17 protein-coding genes are annotated in these 19,868 nt (G+C 42.3%); 14 read left to right on the forward strand and 3 right to left on the reverse strand.

Annotated features, from left to right (window positions below; translation table 11 throughout):
* Positions 1 to 416: 416 nt before the first annotated feature.
* The 12 genes from DC082_RS00925 to dmpG all read left to right on the forward strand — a co-directional run bounded on the left by DC082_RS00925 (position 417) and on the right by dmpG (position 12,258).
* Positions 417 to 1,232, forward strand: coding sequence for an alpha/beta fold hydrolase (locus tag DC082_RS00925; protein ID WP_109235348.1), 816 nt, complete (start codon positions 417 to 419; stop codon positions 1,230 to 1,232).
* Positions 1,233 to 1,238: 6 nt separating this feature from the next.
* Positions 1,239 to 1,535, forward strand: a complete 297-nt coding sequence (locus DC082_RS00930) for an extradiol ring-cleavage dioxygenase (protein WP_109235349.1) — start codon at positions 1,239 to 1,241, stop codon at positions 1,533 to 1,535.
* A 4-nt stretch (positions 1,536 to 1,539) separates the two neighbouring features.
* Complete coding sequence (locus DC082_RS00935; RefSeq protein ID WP_109235350.1) at positions 1,540 to 2,400, forward strand: DODA-type extradiol aromatic ring-opening family dioxygenase; 861 nt, start codon at positions 1,540 to 1,542, stop codon at positions 2,398 to 2,400.
* The gene (locus DC082_RS00940; RefSeq protein ID WP_109235351.1) at positions 2,400 to 2,750 is read left to right on the forward strand and encodes a non-heme iron oxygenase ferredoxin subunit; all 351 of its coding nucleotides are present in this window, start codon (positions 2,400 to 2,402) and stop codon (positions 2,748 to 2,750) included. The genes DC082_RS00935 and DC082_RS00940 overlap by 1 nt, the downstream gene beginning before the upstream one ends.
* A gap of 235 nt (positions 2,751 to 2,985) precedes the next feature.
* Positions 2,986 to 4,329, forward strand: coding sequence for an aromatic ring-hydroxylating oxygenase subunit alpha (locus DC082_RS00945; RefSeq protein ID WP_109235352.1), 1,344 nt, complete (start codon positions 2,986 to 2,988; stop codon positions 4,327 to 4,329).
* A gap of 9 nt (positions 4,330 to 4,338) precedes the next feature.
* On the forward strand, positions 4,339 to 4,866 hold the full coding sequence (locus DC082_RS00950; protein ID WP_109235353.1) for a 3-phenylpropionate/cinnamic acid dioxygenase subunit beta: 528 nt from the start codon (positions 4,339 to 4,341) through the stop codon (positions 4,864 to 4,866).
* Between the two features lie 253 nt (positions 4,867 to 5,119).
* Positions 5,120 to 5,926 (forward strand): 3-(cis-5,6-dihydroxycyclohexa-1,3-dien-1-yl)propanoate dehydrogenase, encoded by an 807-nt coding sequence (gene hcaB / locus DC082_RS00955; RefSeq protein ID WP_109235354.1) that lies wholly within the window; start codon positions 5,120 to 5,122, stop codon positions 5,924 to 5,926.
* A gap of 34 nt (positions 5,927 to 5,960) precedes the next feature.
* Positions 5,961 to 6,944 (forward strand): NAD(P)H-dependent flavin oxidoreductase, encoded by a 984-nt coding sequence (locus tag DC082_RS00960; protein ID WP_109235355.1) that lies wholly within the window; start codon positions 5,961 to 5,963, stop codon positions 6,942 to 6,944.
* A 246-nt stretch (positions 6,945 to 7,190) separates the two neighbouring features.
* Complete coding sequence (locus tag DC082_RS00965) at positions 7,191 to 7,970, forward strand: 2-keto-4-pentenoate hydratase (RefSeq protein WP_373296264.1); 780 nt, start codon at positions 7,191 to 7,193, stop codon at positions 7,968 to 7,970.
* A 371-nt stretch (positions 7,971 to 8,341) separates the two neighbouring features.
* Entirely contained in the window at positions 8,342 to 10,264 is a 1,923-nt protein-coding gene (locus DC082_RS00970) for a feruloyl-CoA synthase (protein WP_109235357.1), read from the forward strand.
* Positions 10,265 to 10,274: 10 nt separating this feature from the next.
* A complete protein-coding gene (locus DC082_RS00975; protein WP_189363292.1) occupies positions 10,275 to 11,225 on the forward strand; it encodes an acetaldehyde dehydrogenase (acetylating) in 951 nt (316 codons plus the stop codon).
* 7 nt (positions 11,226 to 11,232) lie between these two features.
* A complete protein-coding gene (dmpG, locus tag DC082_RS00980; RefSeq protein ID WP_109236151.1) occupies positions 11,233 to 12,258 on the forward strand; it encodes a 4-hydroxy-2-oxovalerate aldolase in 1,026 nt (341 codons plus the stop codon).
* A 311-nt stretch (positions 12,259 to 12,569) separates the two neighbouring features.
* On the opposite strand, the gene DC082_RS00985 is transcribed toward dmpG, so the two are convergent.
* A complete protein-coding gene (locus DC082_RS00985; protein WP_109235359.1) occupies positions 12,570 to 13,772 on the reverse strand; it encodes an NAD(P)/FAD-dependent oxidoreductase in 1,203 nt (400 codons plus the stop codon).
* Positions 13,773 to 14,238: 466 nt separating this feature from the next.
* Positions 14,239 to 15,093: a carboxylating nicotinate-nucleotide diphosphorylase gene (nadC, locus tag DC082_RS00990; protein ID WP_109235360.1), complete on the reverse strand. Its 855-nt coding sequence runs from the start codon at positions 15,091 to 15,093 to the stop codon at positions 14,239 to 14,241.
* A gap of 409 nt (positions 15,094 to 15,502) precedes the next feature.
* On the opposite strand from nadC, the gene nadA reads away from it, so the two are divergent.
* Positions 15,503 to 16,639 carry a quinolinate synthase NadA gene (gene nadA, locus DC082_RS00995; protein WP_109236152.1) on the forward strand — a complete coding sequence of 379 codons (1,137 nt, stop codon included), beginning with the start codon at positions 15,503 to 15,505 and terminating at the stop codon, positions 16,637 to 16,639.
* A 118-nt stretch (positions 16,640 to 16,757) separates the two neighbouring features.
* On the opposite strand, the gene DC082_RS01000 is transcribed toward nadA, so the two are convergent.
* Positions 16,758 to 17,702, reverse strand: a complete 945-nt coding sequence (locus DC082_RS01000; protein WP_109235361.1) for an NUDIX hydrolase — start codon at positions 17,700 to 17,702, stop codon at positions 16,758 to 16,760.
* Between the two features lie 503 nt (positions 17,703 to 18,205).
* Here DC082_RS01000 and DC082_RS01005 point away from each other — a divergent pair.
* Positions 18,206 to 19,660 carry an MmgE/PrpD family protein gene (locus DC082_RS01005; protein ID WP_109235362.1) on the forward strand — a complete coding sequence of 485 codons (1,455 nt, stop codon included), beginning with the start codon at positions 18,206 to 18,208 and terminating at the stop codon, positions 19,658 to 19,660.
* Positions 19,661 to 19,868 lie beyond the last annotated feature (208 nt).

Genomic DNA, 19,868 nt, shown 5'->3' on the forward strand with positions numbered 1-19,868 from the left:
CTTAATATGACAAACATACAGTCGTGTATGGTTCTGTCGGTTACCTGTTTTGATCATTTGCTACTAGGGCAGATGTTAAGCACTGTTTTAAGGACTATCGGGAGTTAGAAAAGCTATCGAAAGTGATTAAAAAGCGACTCGATAATGGGTGAGAAGCTCGATAAGAAGCCAACAGATTAATCAGAAATAGCGGTATTACTTAAATAACAACATAGTAGATAACAAAATTAAGAGCAGAAATATTCTTCGTCTTGAAAATTGAAATCAAAGATTGAAATCAAAGATTGAAATTCAAAGATCAAGATCAGGTCAAGATCGAGATTAAGAATGGGGATTGGAATCGGGGAGTTTTAAATATCTCTTCGTAATAAGATCCGGATTTCTGCCCTAAATATGCACAGAGGGAGGATATAAGCATGCAAGGAATAGGCAAAAGTATTTTAGCAGCAGATCATCAGACAAATTATCACGAAAGTGGGAGTGGTGAGCCGCTCTTCCTACTTCATGGCTCAGGTCCGGGGGTATCAGGCTGGACTAACTGGTCAAAGACAATTTCCCATTTTGATGATCGCTGGCGCGTTATTGTGCCGGATATCGCTGGATTTGGATTTACTGAATTTAAAGAGGGCGCTAAATATGACATTAAATTATGGGTTAATCATCTCATCGGCATTATGGATGCTCTAGGGATTGAGAAAGCCTCTTTTGTCGGTAACTCTTTTGGGGGTGCTGTTGCAATCGGTTTAGCACTCTTTGATCCGAGCCGTGTTGATAAATTAATTTTATTGGGAACGCCGGCAGGAGAGTTTGAGCAGACACCCGGTTTGCGTGGCGCATGGACCTATGAACCATCTGTTGAAAATATGCGTTCATTGATGGAACTCTTTCCCTATGATAAGGGGCAAATTACTGAAGAATTGGTAATGGCTCGTTATGAAGCATCAGCAAGAGAGGGAGCGCAAGAAGCATTACGTAAATTATTACCGAAGCCGAAAGAGGATGGAGTTACGATGGTTCGTGGTTTTCCAGCTAAATATTTGGAAAATATTCAAGCGCCAACCTTAGTTGTTCATGGACGTGAAGATAAGGTTGTTCCTCCAGAGTGTGGGTTATTATTAGCGAATAGTATCCCTAATGCTGACCTCTACCTCTTTGGTCAATGTGGTCATTGGGTTCAATCAGAGCAGACAGAGAAATTTGTCTCTATCGTTAGAAGCTTTTTAGGGGCGTAGGGTGATATGAGTCGAAATGTATTAGAGCGTGTGCTCTGGCATCTCTCTGTTGAGAGGCCGGCAAAAGAGCGTTTTAAAGAAGATCCCGTGCGTTATCTCTCTCGTTTTGATTTAACAGATGAAGAGAAGCAGATGGTAATGGAGTTTGATGTCGCTTCATTACAGAAATTAGGGGTTAACCCTATGTTAACAATGGGGTATTGGCAAGAGCTTTCCCCCACTCGCAGTATGCGTCTCTACAAAGAGAAACTTGGTGCAGAAGCAGATCAGATTAACGCATTTTCAGCAGCATTGAAGGAGTAGCGCAATGGCTAAAATAGTTGGTGGATTTTGGGTACCTCATGACCCAGTAATGTTTGTAGCGCCAGATGCTCCTGCAGATAAGGATGTTGCGGCGCGTATGTGGCAGGCTTATGAGACTTGTGGTCAGAAAATGGCTGAATTAGATGCCACAGCTGCCATTATTGTGGGTAATGATCACTATATTCTTTTTGGAACGAACTGTCTTCCTCGATATCTCATTGGGACAGGTGATGTTGATGGTCCTATTGAGAATTTGAAGGGCTTAGAGCGTGGTGTGATTAAAAATCATGAGGCTTTAGCGCAACATATTGTTAAACAGGGAGATCAGGAGAATTTTGACTGGTCGGTAGCACGAAGCTTTACAGTAGATCATGCTTTTTCAATACCTCATCAATACGTTGTTGAAGTTGCTGAGAAGGCACTCAATAGAACAATTCCTACGATACCGATCTATATTGCTAGTGGCGTTGATCCCTTTATCTCTCTTAAGCGTAGCCGTGAATTGGGTGAGCATATCTTAAGAGCAGTTGAGAGTTTTCCAGAAGATGAGCGTGTTGTCATTATTGGCAGTGGCGGTATTAGCCATTGGGTGGGGACTGTCGAGATGGGGAAAGTTGCAGAAGATTTTGATCAGGAGATTTTAGATCTCGGCGTCCATGGTGATTTAGAGGGGTTATCTCGTTATAGCAATGAAGAGATTTTGGAGCGCGGGGGTAATGGGGCGATGGAGATCCGTAATCTTCTCTGTGCATTAGCTGCTGTTCCTAACCGAAAAGGGGAGGTTATCGATTATGCACCCGTTCCAGAATGGGTGACAGGTCTAGGTTTTTTACAAATTCATGCAGATCAAGTAGGAGGAGAATAATGTCAAAGGTCTTACTATGTCGTGAGGATGAGTTGACACCGGGATCTTTAAAGAAGGTGCAAAATGAAGTTGTTGGAGATCTATGTGTCTACAACTTAGATGGTGAATATTTTGCAACATTAGATATGTGTACCCATGCGACGGCTTCATTAGCTGAAGGGTTCATTGAAGATGATCTGATCACCTGTCCAGTTCATTGGGGGCAGTTTAATATCAAGACGGGAGAAGCGGTGGCATTTCCTTGTGAAAAGCATCTACAGACGTTTAAGATCGTGGTGGAAAATGGGGAGGTTTTTGCTGATTTAGAATCCCCATCACCAGAAGCGATCGAAGCTAATATTGTGAGTTAATCCTTTAAAGCAGTTATAGCGTTTAAAGATCAATATGGGTCAATATGGGATCAATATATTTATCCAAGATATATCTAATTAAGGTATGTCTAATCAATAATGAAACTAAGAAATAGATCTCAATCATAAAGATCTAAATAATCAAAAGTTAAATAATCAGAAAAGATCGAGATAGTGAGTTTTAAATATCGTTCGATGATAGAAACCACTGTGGAAAAATCTTATGGAGGAAAAAATGAGAGAAAGAAGTAAATTGCGGGCGTTAGAGCCAACACCAGTTTTAGGAGAGTTAGATCGACTCTGCGATATGGAAGAGGGGCGTCTTGCCGGCAAGATATTTTGGGATCAGGAGATCTATGAGCAGGAGCTTGAAAAGATTTTTGCTCGCTGCTGGCTCTTTGTGGCGCATGAGTCACAAATCCCTAATCCTGGCGATTATCTAACTACAACGATGGGCGAAGATGAAGTATTAGTTGTCCGTCAAAGAGATGGATCGATTAAGGCTTTCCTCAATGCTTGTCCTCACCGTGGTAATAAAGTCTGTTTTGCGGAAGCGGGTAATGCCCGAGGTTTTATCTGTAACTACCATGGTTGGTCTTTTGGTCCTGATGGCGCTTTAAGAGGTGTTCATGAATCAGATATCTATGAAGAGAGTGATTTTGATAAATCTCAACATGGCTTAAGAGAGGTCGCTCAGATCGATTCTTATAAAGGTCTGGTTTTTGCAACTTTTGATCCAGACGCACCAACGCTACGAGAATATTTAGGTGAGATTACTTGGTATCTTGATTCACTTCTTGATAATGATGAAGGTGGAACTGAATTTGTAGGAGGATGTATCCGTTCTACGATTGAGTGTAACTGGAAACTTGCAGCAGAGAACTTTGTTGCTGATATTCTCCATGCAGGTTGGACACATGACTCGGCAGCAAGAGCGATGTTAGGAGGCCCTGTCGCTAAGGTAAGCGATTTCCCTGAGTCTTATCAAGTGAATTGGAACGGTCACGGTTATGAGTTTGCGCTCGACTTTGTTGGAAATGCTGCCGTTTTAGGTGAGAGAGCAATTAATAAATATCTCCATCTTCATCGTCCAGCTGCAGAGGAGCGTTTAGGGAAATTCCGTGCATCGATGATCGGCGCTGTCTCCTCTTCAACGATCTTTCCTAACTTCTCCTTCCTGCCTGGGCAAAATACAATTCGTGTTTGGCAGCCAAGAGGTCCTAATAAAATCGATCTTTATACCTGGGTGATTGTTAATAAAAATGCACCTGAAGAGATTAAAGAGATGTGGCGAAAAGGCGCAATGATGACCTTCTCACCAACAGGTGTCTTTGAGATGGATGATGGTGAAAACTGGGAATATTGTACGAAGACAAGCCGTGGTGCTGTGACACGTTATCAAGATCTCTATATTGGTCTAGGGATGAATACGAAAGTTGAAGATCCTGAAATTCCAGGAAATGTCTTTAAAGGGCAGATCAACGAAGCGAATGCGAGAGCATATTACCAACGTTGGAAAGATCTGTTACAGGCAGAGAGTTGGGATGAAGTTCCTGATCGCAATGGCAAGATGAAGTAGGAGGGTACGATGAGTAGAGAAGAGAGACAATATGCAGATTTAGAGCAGATTCGAGAAGTAGAGCGTTTCCTCTATAGAGAGGCGAGATTACTCGATTGGGAATGTTGGGATGATTGGCTCGCAACGCTTTCAGAAGAGATACACTACTGGATGCCGGGAATTGAAAATCGTCGACGTGAGGATAAGCTCGGTCAATATAGCATAGAACATATGGCCTATTTTGATGATGGATTGCGTGATCTTAATCGTCGAATTGAGCGTTTTAAGCAGCCTACGGCTTGGGCAGAAAATCCACGAACACGTAATGTTCATCTGATTACCAATATTGAAGTATTTCAGGGAGAGAATGAAGGAGAGTTTGAGGTTCATTCTTGCTTTACTAATGTTCGTAGTCGTGGGTTAGATGAAGAGTATACTCTTGCGGGAAGAAGAGAAGATATTCTCCGTTATGAAGCAGGTGAGCTAAAGCTCTATCGCCGGAAGATTTTAATTCCAAATGCTTCATTACTCTTTAAGAACCTTAATACCTTCTTATAAAGATTATATGAGTTATATGAGTTGGTGAAAATTGGTTAAGAGTTAGTTAAAAACTTACTCTCGACTTATCACTAACTCATTAATAACTCATTAATAACTAATTAAAAATGACTCAAATACTCGCTAGAGAGCTCTAAAGTGACTTTGATGCTCGATGTAACTTTGTTTGCTTATGACTCATGGATTTATAGATCATAAATAGGGTCTCTAGAGAGAAATATATTGAGAGGATCAGTGAGAAGAGGAGTCTATTTTGGGCTGGTTAAAAGGATATAGTGCGCTTATCACCGGCGGAACGGGAGGGATTGGTAGTGCTGTTGTTCGTCGTTATGTTGCAGAAGGGGCGAATGTCACTGTGCTAGCGAACAATGAAGCGGAGCTACTCGAGCTTCAAAAAGAGCTTGGTGATCGAGTTGCGATTGTCTGTGGGGATGTTACCTCTTATGAGGATAATGCCCGTGCAGTGGCGCTAGCTTTAGAGACATTTGGGAAACTCGATGTCTTTGTTGCTAATGCAGCACTTTTCGATTATTTCACTCGTTTAGAAAAAATTCCCCCAGAGGAGTTTGAACGCCATTTTCAAAAACTCTTTGCGGTGAATGTCCAAGGGTATCTACTCGGTGCTCAAGCGGCTATTCCGGCGCTAAAAGAGAGCAGAGGGTCCATGATCTTCACTCTCTCTAATAGTGCATTTTATGCCGGTGGTGGCGGTATCCTCTATGTAGCATCAAAGCATGCTGTTGTAGGGATCGTCCGGCAGCTAGCTTATGAACTTGCTCCCTATATTCGGGTCAATGGCGTTGCTCCTGGTGCGACAGATACTCCCATGGCGACATTAGCCGATCTGAATGAAAAGAGTGTTCCACTCAATCAACTTCCTAATTTCGCTGAGAATGCAGCCTCTTCCGTACCGCTTCAAAAGATTGCTGAACCAGACGCACATACAGGTCATTACGTTCTTTTAGCTTCGCGGGAGAACTCCGCACTAACGACAGCCACCATTATTCATAGTGATGGGGGTTGGGAGGTTAGAAAGCCGGGAATTCACAATCGCCGATAACTTAATAGGCAATAGTTATCTTTGGGAGACCAATATGTCACAACAGATAGAAGAGAATTTTTTAGAATCATTGAGACACTTAAAAGTGCCGGTGATGGTTGCCCCCATGTTTTTAGTTTCAGGACCTGAGCTTCTACTTGCTACTTGTCGAGCGGGTGCTATTGGTAGTTTACCGCTGCCCAATGCGCGTAATATCACAATATTGGAGGGGTGGTTAGAGGAGATTAAGCTAGGAATTGATAGATTAGCGCAAGAACAAAAAAGGAGCATTCCTTGGTTGCTGAATATGATTGTCCACCGCACCTATGACCGTTTTGATGCAGAGTTAGAGTTAGTCTGTCAATACCAACCCCCACTGGTGACAACTGCACTTGGTTCACCTAAACGCGTTGTGAAAGAGGTACATCAATATGGTGGCGTTGTTTTTGCTGATGTCACTAATTTAACACTTGCAAAAAAAGCGGTAGATGCAGGTGTCGACGGGCTAATCTTAGTCTCACATGGTGCTGGTGGGCACACAGGCCATCATAATCCATTTGCATTTATAGCTGAGGTGAGAAAGTTTTGGTCAGGCCCTATTGCGCTTTCAGGGGCATTGATGAATGGGCGTGATATTTTGGCCGCGCAAGTCTTAGGTGCTGATCTCGCTGTTATGGGAACTCGCTTTATTGGTGCGAATGAGAGTTTAGTGGCCAATCAATATCGGCAGATGCTCATAGATGCCAATTTAGATGACATTATATTAAGTGATCAAATTAGTGGGGTTCCGGCAAACTGGTTGAGAGAGTCTCTTGAAAAGAGCGGAATAATATTGCAAAGAGATCAGCCATCAAAGATCAACTTCTCTGGCAATATCTCAGATGATAAACGTGCATGGCGCGATATCTGGTCTGCCGGCGAAGGGGTTGGTCAGATTGAGAAGTTAGAGAGTGTTGCCGATATTATTGCTGATTTAAGTGTAGAGTATCAGCAAGCTAGAGGAGAGATTATCAACTCAAAGAATTATATAAAATTCTAAGTTAATTCTTAGTTAGAGTGCGTTTGGGGCAAAGAGCGAAATGGCACAATAAGAATCAATCAAGATCAACAAGACCAACAAGATTAATAGAGAGATTCAGGATAAAAGATAGAGCGCGCAAAAGATCCCCAAAAGCGCAAGCAATCAGTTAAAGAATAGAACAATAAAGCAAGTCGTAGGTTTGTGCGATCACTTCATAAGATCCCGACTTACGAGATAACAGACAGGGAAGAGGATAAAGAGATGATGCTAGATCATTATAAAAAGGCTGCTGCCGAGTTACTTAGGGCAAGAGAGGAGAGAAAAACTTGTGGTCGAATCTCCGAGGCATATGGCATTACCACGATGGAAGATGCCTATCGAGTCCAAGAGATCAATACAGAAATTGCCTTAAAAAATGGTCGTCGTATTGTTGGACGCAAGATTGGTTTAACTTCAAAAGCAGTCCAGCAGCAATTGGGCGTCGATCAGCCCGATTTTGGGATGCTATTTGCTGATATGGAGATTGGTGATGGTGATTCAATCGATGCTTCGACGTTAGTGCAACCCAAAGTTGAAGGAGAGATCGCTTTTGTCCTAAAGCGTGATCTGCCAACGGAAGATACCACATTAGCAGAGTTGATTAGCTCTATCGATTATCTTCTACCGGCATTAGAGATTGTAGATACCGTTATTGAAAATTGGGATATTACACTTGCTGATACGATTGCTGATAATGCCTCCAGTGGTCTCTTTGTTCTAGGAAAGACGCCTATTTCGCTCGACCAACTCGATCTAGAACTAGAGGGGATGTTGCTTTATAAAAATGGAGAACTCGCTTCCACAGGAGTTGGTGCATCTTGCTTAGGAAATCCCCTTAATGCCTGTTTGTGGCTTGCTCGAACAATGTCGCAAAAAGGAAGACCACTTCTTTGTGGGGATATTCTCCTTTCAGGCGCTCTAGGGCCGATGGTCAATGTCGAAAAAGGTGACTCAATCTCTATGCATTTGACTCGTTTAGGCAGTGTTAAATGTGATTTTGTCTAGTTTTATTGTTTGATATCGTTCTAGTTTAATTACGTTTTTACCGACTCAATTAAGATGATTGTAATTTTTCCAATGAAAGTCGTTGGAGAGTCGTTATTTACACCCTCAAAAGCTCAGAAGAGGGCTGTAGTAAAAAATAATAAAGAGCAATCTAAAACCAATAGTAATGATGAGAAGACGGTATTACCAATACCTAGCCGCTAATACTTATCGCTAATACTTATCGACATGAATAACTCGATAGTACAACGCGATATGACAATACGATTTGACAACGATGACGACATTATTGTTACGACAATATTGTTGTAGAGAGAGTCGTTATTGGGGCAATGCTTGGTAGACCGACAATCTAAAAACGGAGGAGTAGTATGTGTAGGACTTTGGATCAAGAGCAGGGATTAGTAAAAGCAACCATTTTGAAATCTTTCTATGCTAAAGAGAAGCATAAAGAGGAGGCTGTAGGACGATTAGCAGTGGCTTCTACGCTCTGTGAATATCGGGAGGATGGCAGCTTTATTATGAAATCTCCAGAGAAGCTGAAGCCATATGCAAGATGTGTTGGGGAATGGTTAGATTATTGGGCAGATAAAAAACCCAATCATCCATTTCTCTCCGAAAGAGAGGGCGATGGTTGGAAGAGTCTTACCTACGCAGAAACACGTGATAAAGTGGGGCGAATCGCACAAGGTCTACTTAATTTAAAGATGCCAACTTGCCATCCTATTGTCTTTCTATCAGGGAATGGATTGAGCCAAGCATTGGTTACTTTAGCGGCTTACCATGTGGGGATTCCTGTTGCGACAATTTCAGCTGCTTATTCACTGCGTCCTACTGACTTTTCTCGCCTTAATTGGATTTTAAATACTTTAGAACCTTCTGCTGTTTTTGTCGATGATGGTGCCAAGTATGAGAAGGCACTGAGGGGCGTTGAGGTCGATAGCCGACTTATTATTGAGAAAAATGCGGAACTCTTTCCTCAAGCAGTTACTTTCGATTCGCTCTTAGAAGCGACGGAAACTGAGGAAGTGAACCATTATTTTGAACAGGTTGGCCCCAATACGGTTGCCCGTTATCTTATGACATCAGGATCAACGGCAGATCCTAAATTTGTTGTTCATACGCAGCGTGTTCTCTGTTCTAATCAGCAAGCGATCTCTCAATGTTGGCGCTTTATTGAAGAGAGTGAGATTGTTGTAGTTGACTGGTTACCTTGGAGTCATGTTTTTGCCTCTAATCACAACTTTAATATTGTTTTGCGTAATGGCGGAAGTCTCTATATCGATGATGGTATGGCAACCGATCAGAAAATTGAGCGAACCGTTGAGAATATTAAGATGGTTAAGCCGACGCTCTATTTTAATGTCCCGAGAGGTTATGAACTCTTACTTCCCTATTTAGAAGAGGACCAAGAGTTAGCAGAGGCGCTCTTTGGTCGATTAGAGCTGCTCTTTTATGCCGGAGCTGCATTGCCTAAAGTCGCCTGGAATCGATTAGAAAAGGTGGCAAGTAGCTGTCGTACAACACCACTTTTTATTGCAACAGAATGGGGAACAACAGAGACGGCACCTGTTATTACTAATGTTCATTACACCATTGATGGACCTGGAAATATTGGTCTACCTGTTCCCGGGGTTGAGGTAAAGTTTGTCCCGAATGAAGAGAAGTATGAGATGCGTGTTCGTGGGGAGTTTATCTTTACCCGTTATCTCGGTGACCCCGCTATGACGGAGAATGCTTTTGATGAGGAAGGATTCTATTACACTGGAGATGCCGGCTATTTAGCAAATCCCCAACGTCCAGAGCAGGGGATTATCTTTGATGGACGTATTACGGAAGACTTTAAGCTTAATACCGGAACGTGGGTATCGGCAGGTGTTTTAAGACCGCTCTTAGTGGATGCGTTCTCTCCTTATGCCCTCGATTTTGTCATTACAGGGCATGACCAAAAATATGCAAGCGCCATGATGTTCCCGACAAAAGAGCTCTATCTATTAGCCGATGATCCGGAACAGAAACTCGATGTTACAGAGCTTTCAGAGCATCCGAAGGTTAGAAAAGAGCTATTAACACGTATGCATCAATTCTATAAAGAGAATAGTGGTTCATCGCGCCATATTAAGCGTCTCATTATTCTTGACGCACTCCCCTGTTTAGAATCGGGAGAGACAACAGATAAAGCTTATATTAATCAACGAAAAACATTAGCAAGAAGACAAGATCAAGTGATGAAACTCTATGCTACTCATCCGGGTAGAGAGGTCATTAGACTCTCGGAACTTGAAGAACAATAGAAGGATAGGAATGATGAAAGAGAAAGTACGTGCTGCAATTATCGGCTCAGGCAATATCGGCACCGATTTGATGATTAAGATGTTAGAAAATGGGGTCAATGTGGCGATCGATACAGTTGTTGGTATCGATATTGCATCAGATGGATTGAAAAGGGCGAGAGATCGTGGAGTTAATACAACTCATGAAGGGGTAGAGGGATTGGTAAAATCCCCCAATTTTGAAGAGATTGAGATTGTATTTGATGCAACTTCAGCCAATGCTCATCTTCATAATGAGAAGGTTCTTCGAGCGCTAAAACCGGAAATTAAGATGATCGATTTAACGCCAGCTGCGATCGGCCCCTACTGTGTACCTGTTGTAAATCTTGAAGAGCATCTTGCTGAGAATAATGTCAATATGGTCACTTGTGGTGGACAGGCGACTATCCCCATTATTGCGGCAATCTCTTCTGTGGCAAAGGTCCATTATGCAGAGATTGTTGCCTCTATTAGTAGTCTTTCAGCCGGACCAGGAACACGGGCAAATATCGATGAATTTACTGAAACCACATCTCGTGCAATTGAGGAGATTGGCCAGGCAACTAAAGGGAAAGCTATTATTGTTCTCAATCCTGCTGATCCGCCGATATTGATGCGAGATACCGTCTATTGCTTTACCGATAATGCAGATCAAGATCAGATCCGGGAAGCTGTTGAAAAGAGGGTTACTGAGGTCAATCAATATGTTAAAGGCTACCGTTTAAAGCAAGATGTACAATTTGAGGTGATTCCAGAAGATAAGCCACTCAATCTACCAGGAATCGGTTATCGATCCGGACTGAAAGTTGCTGTCTATCTTGAGGTAGAGGGCGCAGCACACTATCTTCCTGCTTATGCCGGAAATCTCGATATTATGACTTCAGCTGCTTTAGCGACTGCAGAAAAGATTGCTCTCAATTTACTTGCTCAAAAGGAGGCATAAGATGGGAATGCCAGAGAAACTCTATATTTCAGATGTAACCCTCCGTGATGGTAGCCACGCTATCATGCATCAATACTCTCTAGAAGATGTGAGATCTATTGCGAAAGCTCTAGATGATGCACATGTTGATAGTATTGAGATCGCTCATGGGGATGGACTTCAAGGTTCAAGTTTTAACTACGGTTTTGGCGCTCATTCTGATCGAGAGTGGATTGAAGCGGCGGCTGATGTGGTTAAAAATGCAAAAATTGCCACTCTCTTACTCCCCGGTATCGGTACCACTCGAGATCTCAAAGAGGCTTATGATGCCGGAGCAAGAGTCGTGCGTGTTGCAACTCATTGTACGGAAGCTGATGTTTCCGCTCAACATATCGCCTACGCTCGTGAGTTAGGAATGGACACAGTGGGCTTTTTGATGATGAGCCATATGACGACGCCGGAAAATTTAGCACAGCAGGCTAAAAAGATGGAAAATTATGGGGCTACCTGTATCTATGTCGTTGATTCTGGTGGTGCTATGACAATGAATAATGTGCGTGACCGAGTTCGTGCTGTTCGAGATATCCTACTACCTGAAACTGAAATCGGTATTCACGCACACCATAATCTCTCTTTAGGCGTAGCAAATTCTGTTATTGCGGTAGAAGAGGGCGCTAATAGAATAGATGCGAGTTTAGCCGGTATGGGTGCTGGAGCAGGAAATGCGCCGTTAGAGGTTTTTATTGCTGTCGCTAATAAATTGGGATGGAAACATAATGCTGACCTCTATCGTTTAATGGATGCAGCAGATGATATTGTTCGTCCTCTGCAAGATCGTCCTGTCCGTGTTGATCGGGAGACATTAGCATTAGGTTATGCTGGGGTCTATTCTAGCTTCCTTCGTCATGCTGAAGATGCTGCAAATCGCTTTGATCTTAAGACAGTCGATATTTTGGTTGAATTAGGTAAGCGTAAAATGGTGGGTGGGCAAGAAGATATGATTGTTGATGTTGCGCTAGACCTTCTTGAGAAAAGCCAATCCCTAAAGGGTTAATTAATAGAGTATAACTCCATGACTTCATTACACTTTGACTAAAGTGCTTTCGCCTAAACAGGATCTCCTTTCTGTTTAGGCTTTTTTTATGTTTGATCGGTTATGACCCCTTTTTGATCAACAAAATGACGCGTGAGGAATATCAATACCTTTTGAAGCGCAATCTTTGAAGCGCTATCTTTGACGAGTAATACTCTTTGGAGAGTAAGTTTTGAAGGGCAACTTCTTTACAAAAGTTGCCCTTCAATGATTCTCTATTGTCTTAATAAATTAAGATTATCAAGCCATCAAGCCATCAAGCCATCAGACTACTAACGAAGCTTCATAAGATCGATCTCGCTATTTTGCAGTTGCTCGGGATCAAGGGGCGCCCCTTTTCTAAACCAGAAGCGTCCAACACCAATTGCTTTAGGCTCATTGAAGGCAACAATAGAGCGAACTTTCTGATCTTTATCGAGATGGATAAAGCATTTTTTATCGCCATCTTCTCGAATAACGAGTTGATTCTCTTCTTCAATTGGCAAGCCCATAATTTGAATATTGTGATGATACTGATCTGACCAGATCCAGGGAACCTCTTGATATGGTTCATCTTTCTGCCCAATAATAGCTTTTGCGACTTTTTCTGCTTGTTGCTGTGCATGCGCCCAAGATTGTGTTGTAAAGCCGATAAGAGGGTGGATTGCCGCATCGCCGGCAGCATAGATATCGGGATCAGAGCTTTGCCCATAATGATCTACTACAATTCCCCCTTTTACTTCGAGTCCTGCAGCAACAGCAAGCTCTGTTGCAATCTCTGCTCCTGCACCGATCAGTAAGATATCAGCTTCTATTGTGATATCGCCACTTTGAATTTGTAAGATGCCATCGCTCTCTTCTGTGATCTCGATCTCTTTGGCATTAAGAATAATAGTAGTCCCTTCTGCTTCATGGAGCGTCAGTAGATGGGCAGAGACTTCAGGAGAAACACTGCGACTGCAGAGGCGATCTTCACGTTCAAAAAGAGTGACGTCTAATCCGAGCTTATTAGCTGTTGCGGCAACTTCTAATCCGATCCAGCCTCCACCAATAATGGTAAGTCTCTTTCCATCAGTTAATCTCTCTTTGAGTTTCAGCGCATCTTCCACTGTTCTAAGAGTATAGCTATTTTTAAAAGTGAGCCATTGAGCATTAGGAACTCTAGGACGGCTCCCGGTTGCGATGATTAACTTATCATAGGGGAGAGTAGTGCCTTGATCGGTTTTGACAACTTTTGCTTGACGATCGATCTCAGTTGCACGCATCGGTTTATGCCACTCAATATTGAGTTTGTCGATACTCTCTTGATCGAAAAAGTAGAGTTTATCTAATGTCTCTTCGCCACTAAGAATTCCTTTTGAAAGAGGAGGGCGTTCATAGAAAATACGATCCTCATCGGAGATAATCGCTAATTTCCCCTCATAGCCTTCTTTTCTTAGAGTCGAGGCCGCAAAAGCAGCCGCTTGACCGCCACCGATAATAACAATTGAATCCATTATAACTCCCTTTATAATTCCTTATAGTTATTGGTATTTAAGCCGATATTGATAATCTTTACATGAAATCTCTAAGCTAACTCTGAGTTAGTCAGTTAATAAGTTAATGATCTAATGAGCTAGTTAATTAACTCATTCAATTTTAAAATTAGCTTATAAGTTAACTTAGAAATTAGATAGATAAAAAATAGTAAGAGCCACTAATAGTTAATGGGTTTAATGAGTGGCTAATTGAATAAACATACATGTCTGTATGTTTAACTATATAGGAGTCAGATAAGATGATCAAGAGAACAAAATATGCGATATAAGGATCTTCAGGCCCTCTAATAATCATTAAGATATGGGCGTTATCATCGACTGGGTGGGTCTACTCATAAAAGAGGTAGTAAGATCAATAAAAAACCTCAAGAATCACTTCTTGAGGTTCAACTATTTAGACCTTCTCTCTATCTCTTTTCTTATCTTATAGTGTGTAATCGAGGCCTATATCGAGCGATTTTACACTATGGGTAATCCAACCCATGGCAATAAAATCGACACCTGTCTGTGCAACTTCTAAGACATTGTGAGGAGAGATCCCGCCGGAAGCTTCTGTCTGGCAGATGCCTTTTGCTAATTTGACAGCTTCTCGTAATTCATTGGGCTTCATATTATCGAGTAATACGAGATTAACCCCCTCTTTGAGGGCAAGTTCTAACTGCTCTAAAGTATCGACTTCAACTTCTACCGGAATGAGATGGCCGGCAAAAGCTTTTGCACGTTGGATTGCAGTTGTAATATCACCGGCAATGGCAATATGGTTATCTTTGATTAAGATTGCATCGTCAAGCCCCATACGATGATTGCGTCCGCCACCGGCGCGTACAGCATATTTTTGTAATATCCGTAATCCTGGAATGGTTTTACGGGTACAGGTGATCTCAACAGGGTAATCGGCAACGATCTCTTTAATAGTGGCAACCTCTGTGGCAATTCCACTTAGATGAGTTAAAAAATTGAGAGCAGTGCGTTCAGCTGTGAGTAATGCGCGTGCATTTCCTGCAACTTCGGCTAAGAGAGTGCCGGCGGCAATTTTTTCCCCATCATCGATTTTGGCACTAAAAGAGATCGAAGGGTCAATCTCTTGAAAAGCTAATCGGGCAAGATCCATGCCGGCAATAACACCTGGCTCTCTTGCTACGATCGCTAATTGACTTGATCGATCTGCTTCAATCAATGCAGCGCTCGTAAGATCGCCTCTACGACCTAAATCTTCTTCTAGGGCCTGTTGAACAAAAGGGCGTAGTAATGGGGTGGGAAGGGCGGCAAGCGATGTCATAAGAACTCCTCATTCCAATTTCTTTATTCAAATCTATATTTCAAATTGATGCTTTTGATGCTCAGTTTATTAATATTAATGCTCAATATGAGCATATCGATTAAATTTAAGAATCTCAATCTTTATTTTCATGAGTCGTAGTGAATGATAGATATACATGTGGGGATTTCAGTGCGCGATGAGCGAATTAATTACCCTAAATAGGGGGATAAGTTTTTCTTTATAGCGTAATAATTTATAAAAAAGCTTGTTCTTCCGCAAAATTCGATATATGCTCAAAATGAGTATATACCTCCATGGTGTTCAATTATTTATTAAATCACAATATATATTGCTAAAAATGAGCCACTGAGGGGGTAACGATTCAAAAAAGAAGTTTAAGGAATGTGATAGAGGAAGGATGATTGCCATGAATCAGGAAGTAACAAAATGGGTCGACTATATTCAACCGACTAAAGCTGGATCGGTTAAAATTTACCAAGCAGAAGCAAAAGTGCCGGTCGCACTCACTTCAGAAGAAGAGGAGAAGGTGATTGCGGAATTAAAAGCGCTTCTTAAAGCGGAAGATGCCGTGTTGGTGGCGCATTACTACACCGATCCTCGTATTCAAGCATTGGCTGAGGAGACGGGAGGTTGTGTAGCTGACTCGCTTGAGATGGCCCGTTTTGGGCGGGATGCAAAAGCGCAGACGTTAGTCGTTGCGGGGGTTCGCTTTATGGGAGAAACTGCAAAGATTTTAAGCCCCGAAAAACGTGTTTTAATGGCGGATCTAGATGCAACTTGCTCTTTAGATCTGGGCTGTCCAGAAGAGGAGTTCTCCCAATTTTGTGATCAATATTCTGATCGAACGGTTGTGGTTTACGCTAATACAAGTGCCAAGGTAAAGGCTCGAGCAGATTGGGTTGTCACCTCAGCTATTGGGCTCGATATTGTCAGAGAATTAGATCGTGCGGGTGAAAAGATCATCTGGGGTCCTGATAAGCATCTTGGACACTATATTCAAGAGCAGACCGGCGCAGATATGATTTTATGGCAGGGAAGCTGTATTGTTCATGATGAATTTAAAGCGGATAGTTTAGCGCTCTTTCGTAAAGAGCATCCTGATGCCGCAGTTTTAGCTCATCCAGAATCGCCGGCATCCGTATTGGCGCAAGCAGATGTGATCGGCTCAACCTCCCAATTGATTAAGGCAGCACAAGCTTCAACCAGTGAACGCTTTATTGTAGCGACCGATCGGGGCATTTTCTACAAGATGCAACAGGCGGTTCCCCATAAGGAGCTACTCATTGCACCTACTGCGGGAGAGAGTGCTACCTGTAAGAGTTGTGCGATGTGTCCTTGGATGGCGATGAACTCACTGGCAAAGTTACGAGATGCCTTGAAATTAGGTAGTAATGAGATCAAAGTGGATGAGGCAATCAGAGTCGGTGCGGTTAAAAGCCTTAATCGAATGCTCGATTTTTCTGAAAAGATGAGTGTAAACGTGCAGGCTTCCGGCGATCTGCTTCAGGATCAGAGGCTCTTTCAACATGTAGGGCCGGCATAAGCAGCAGTTAGATTCGGCGAGAGTGAGTAAACTATTGTCGCCTAGGTATTATGGTTATAGATCTAATCAGATACCAAGAGGGCCTTAGCAGGAGATTCATGGGATATTAAATAAGATATTAACGAGAGATAGGGAGTTTACTGCCGGAGAGGGAGCGTTCTAAAAGAACATCATCTCTAAATTGGTAGAGTCTAGCGGGTCTTCCAGGGCCGCTCTGATCGAGCTCTCCTGTCTCTTCGATCAATTCTTGTTGCGTGATAAAGCGGCGAAAGTTCTGTTTGTGAAGCGTTACACCACCGAGTGCCTCAATACTCTGCTGTAATTGTAGGAGTGTAAAAGTGGGGGGCATCAATTCAAAAATTACCGGTCGATACTTGATCTTTGCTCGTAGACGCGCCATAGCAGAGGCTAAAACGCGGCGATGATCATGAGCCATCCATTGACCTATAATCTCTTTAGGTAGGAGTGCAACATCAGCACCTGCTTCCGGTAGAATACCCACTTCGTAGAGTAATTCATAACGCTGCAGGGCATACTCTTCATTCCACGTAAAAGGCGCAATTCCCCAACAGAGTTTGACTCGCTGTTCACGTGCTTTCTGTTCTGCAACGGTATTACCGGCATTGATCCAATGACGAAAAATGGGGTAGAAGGTCTCTTCAATAAATTGAGGAGGCGTTTCGCGATGATCTTCCCAAGGAAGGTATTGATACCAGTTGCACCATATTGCGCTATTGTCGCCGATCTTTTTCTCTTCATCAGCTTCCTCTCGGACTAATCCAAGATAACTAATATAGATCACATAGTGGCCAGAAGAGGTTTTACGATTGGTATCTACAAAGGTATAGAGTTGCTCAACATATCCTAAAGGTCGACCTGTCTGCGTTTCTACCCATTGCCGGACTCCCGCTTGCAATGAGCGATGAATCGGTGTCAGTGGCCCATTGGGGAGTAACTTTCCAGCATCGACGGTCAACACCTTTGCTTCCGATTGTGTCACAGAGATTAAGACTGCTGCGAGTTCTGTCGTTCCTTCTTTGGGTCTCTGATTTAATTGGGTCATAGGCAAATTTTATCTCAAATATAGGGGGTAGTGTCTCGCTGATTGGCGGATCACTGTGTGATCTCTTTTGAGGAGGTATTGTACCTCAATTTTAGGATAAGAGCGGGGTAATCTCCATTCAGATCTATGTTTCTTGATCTCTATTCTCACCTACTTCAATTCTCTCTTCGTTGCTATAAATGCAAATCTGTAATCCATAATTTGCACTATGCAGTCCTCAAAAATATCGCTAGTCTGTTTTCTAAGAGGAGAAAGAGATCTTTTCTTCAGTGAAAGAGAAGGTCAATGATTACTAATCAAATATGGTTAATATGAATAATAACAATATATGGTAATGCATAACGTTATACAACAATATATAACTGTAAATAACAACAAGTGACAATAAGTGGCAATAAGTAACCATATGCAACTACATACAACCATATGTAACGATATGCATCGATATAGACCGATATAGATCGATATAACAATAAGATAGAAGTATCAAAGGATAAGTGATGATGGAGAGAAGTGAAGAGCAGAAACAGACAATAGCGCCCGATTATCCAGAGGTATCACAACATACGCTACGTTTAGCAAAATATCTGGTAGAAACAGAGTATCAAGATCTCCCAAGTTACGTTATCGAGGGGATGAAAGCTTTAACATTAGATTGGTTAGGATCGGCATTGGCAGGAAAAGAGTTTTATCCCAGTGATCTTTTTCGGCAATATGCAGCAATGATGGGCCCCTCTCAAGGATCGAGTACTATTTTCAATTCAAAAGATACTTCAGATAATCAGTTAAGCGCGGGAAGTAGCCCCTATTTTGCGGCACTTGTTAATGGCGCTTGTGGTCATCTTTTAGAGCAAGATGATCTGCATAATAGCTCTGTTTTTCATCCCGCCACTGTCGTTTTTCCGGCACTTCTTGCTGCAAGTGAAGATCTTAATGCATCGGGTGAGGCATTTTTATTAGCCGCCACAATGGGGTATGAGGCAGGCATTCGAATAGGGGAGTTTTTAGGAAGATCTCACTATCGTGTTTTTCATACAACATCAACGGTCGGGTCGATTTCTGCAGCGATCGCGGTGGGTAAGTTGATGAATTTTAATCTTGAAGAGATGCTCAATCTAATAGGTAATGCTGCGACTCAATCTGCCGGCATTTGGGCCTTTCTTGAAGATGCCGCTGACTCAAAGCAGCTGCATACAGCAAAGGCGAATGCTAATGGATTGCTGGCAGCCTATATGACAAAGATGGGACTCAAAGGGGCAAAGAATAGTTTAGAAGGGGTGCAAGGGCTTGCTGCTGGAATGTCAGAAGAGAGTAATCCTAGCGCATTAAGTGACGGATTAGGAGTAAGGTGGGCTGCCATTGAAACTTCATTTAAATATCACGCTTCATGTCGCCATACCCATCCTGCCGGAGATGCCTTGCTACAACTCTTAAATGATGAAGGGCTCTCTTATCACGATATCGTTAAAGTTGAGGCCTTTGTTCATCAAGCTGCAATTGATGTTTTAGGGGCAGTGACTGAACCACAAAGTATCCATCAAGCTAAATTTTCTATGGGGAGTGTACTAGGATTATTAGCGGTACATGGGCGAGCAGGGCTCTTTGAGTTTGATCAATATAGTTTAACAGATCGAGATGTTATCGCTTTTCGTCAAAAGGTCTCAATGGTGCTAGATCCTGATATTGATGCTGCCTATCCCAAAGAGTGGCGTGGAAGGGTGGAAGTAGAGACGAAGGAGGGTCGACGCTATCAATCTATGTTGCGTTACCCTAAAGGTGATCCAGAAAACCCATTAACCCAGCTTGAATTAGAAGAGAAATTTCAAAGACTTCTCCATTTTTCAGGAGATCAGCATCTTTTAAGGCAATCAAAGGCATTAATGGCAATGGTTTGGAATTTGGAAGAGCTCGAGACAATGAGGAGGTTAACAGAGTTGATCGATCTCAGTGAAGAATAGACTAATCGATAAAACGAGTAAGAAGGTTATTAGGGAAATATTGCAAATGTTAAAAATATTGGGGGAAAGAGGAGGTCAATAGCATCATGCGCATTAGGTAGTAAACAACGGCCGTAAAACAAGCAGTAGCTAAGTAACAAATAATAGGTAGTAAAAATAGACAATTAAAAAAATAACTAAAACAAATAATTAAAAAAATAATAACAAT

Origin of the sequence: Ignatzschineria indica, assembly GCF_003121925.1 — a bacterium.
Taxonomy (GTDB): Bacteria; Pseudomonadota; Gammaproteobacteria; order Cardiobacteriales; family Wohlfahrtiimonadaceae; genus Ignatzschineria; species Ignatzschineria indica.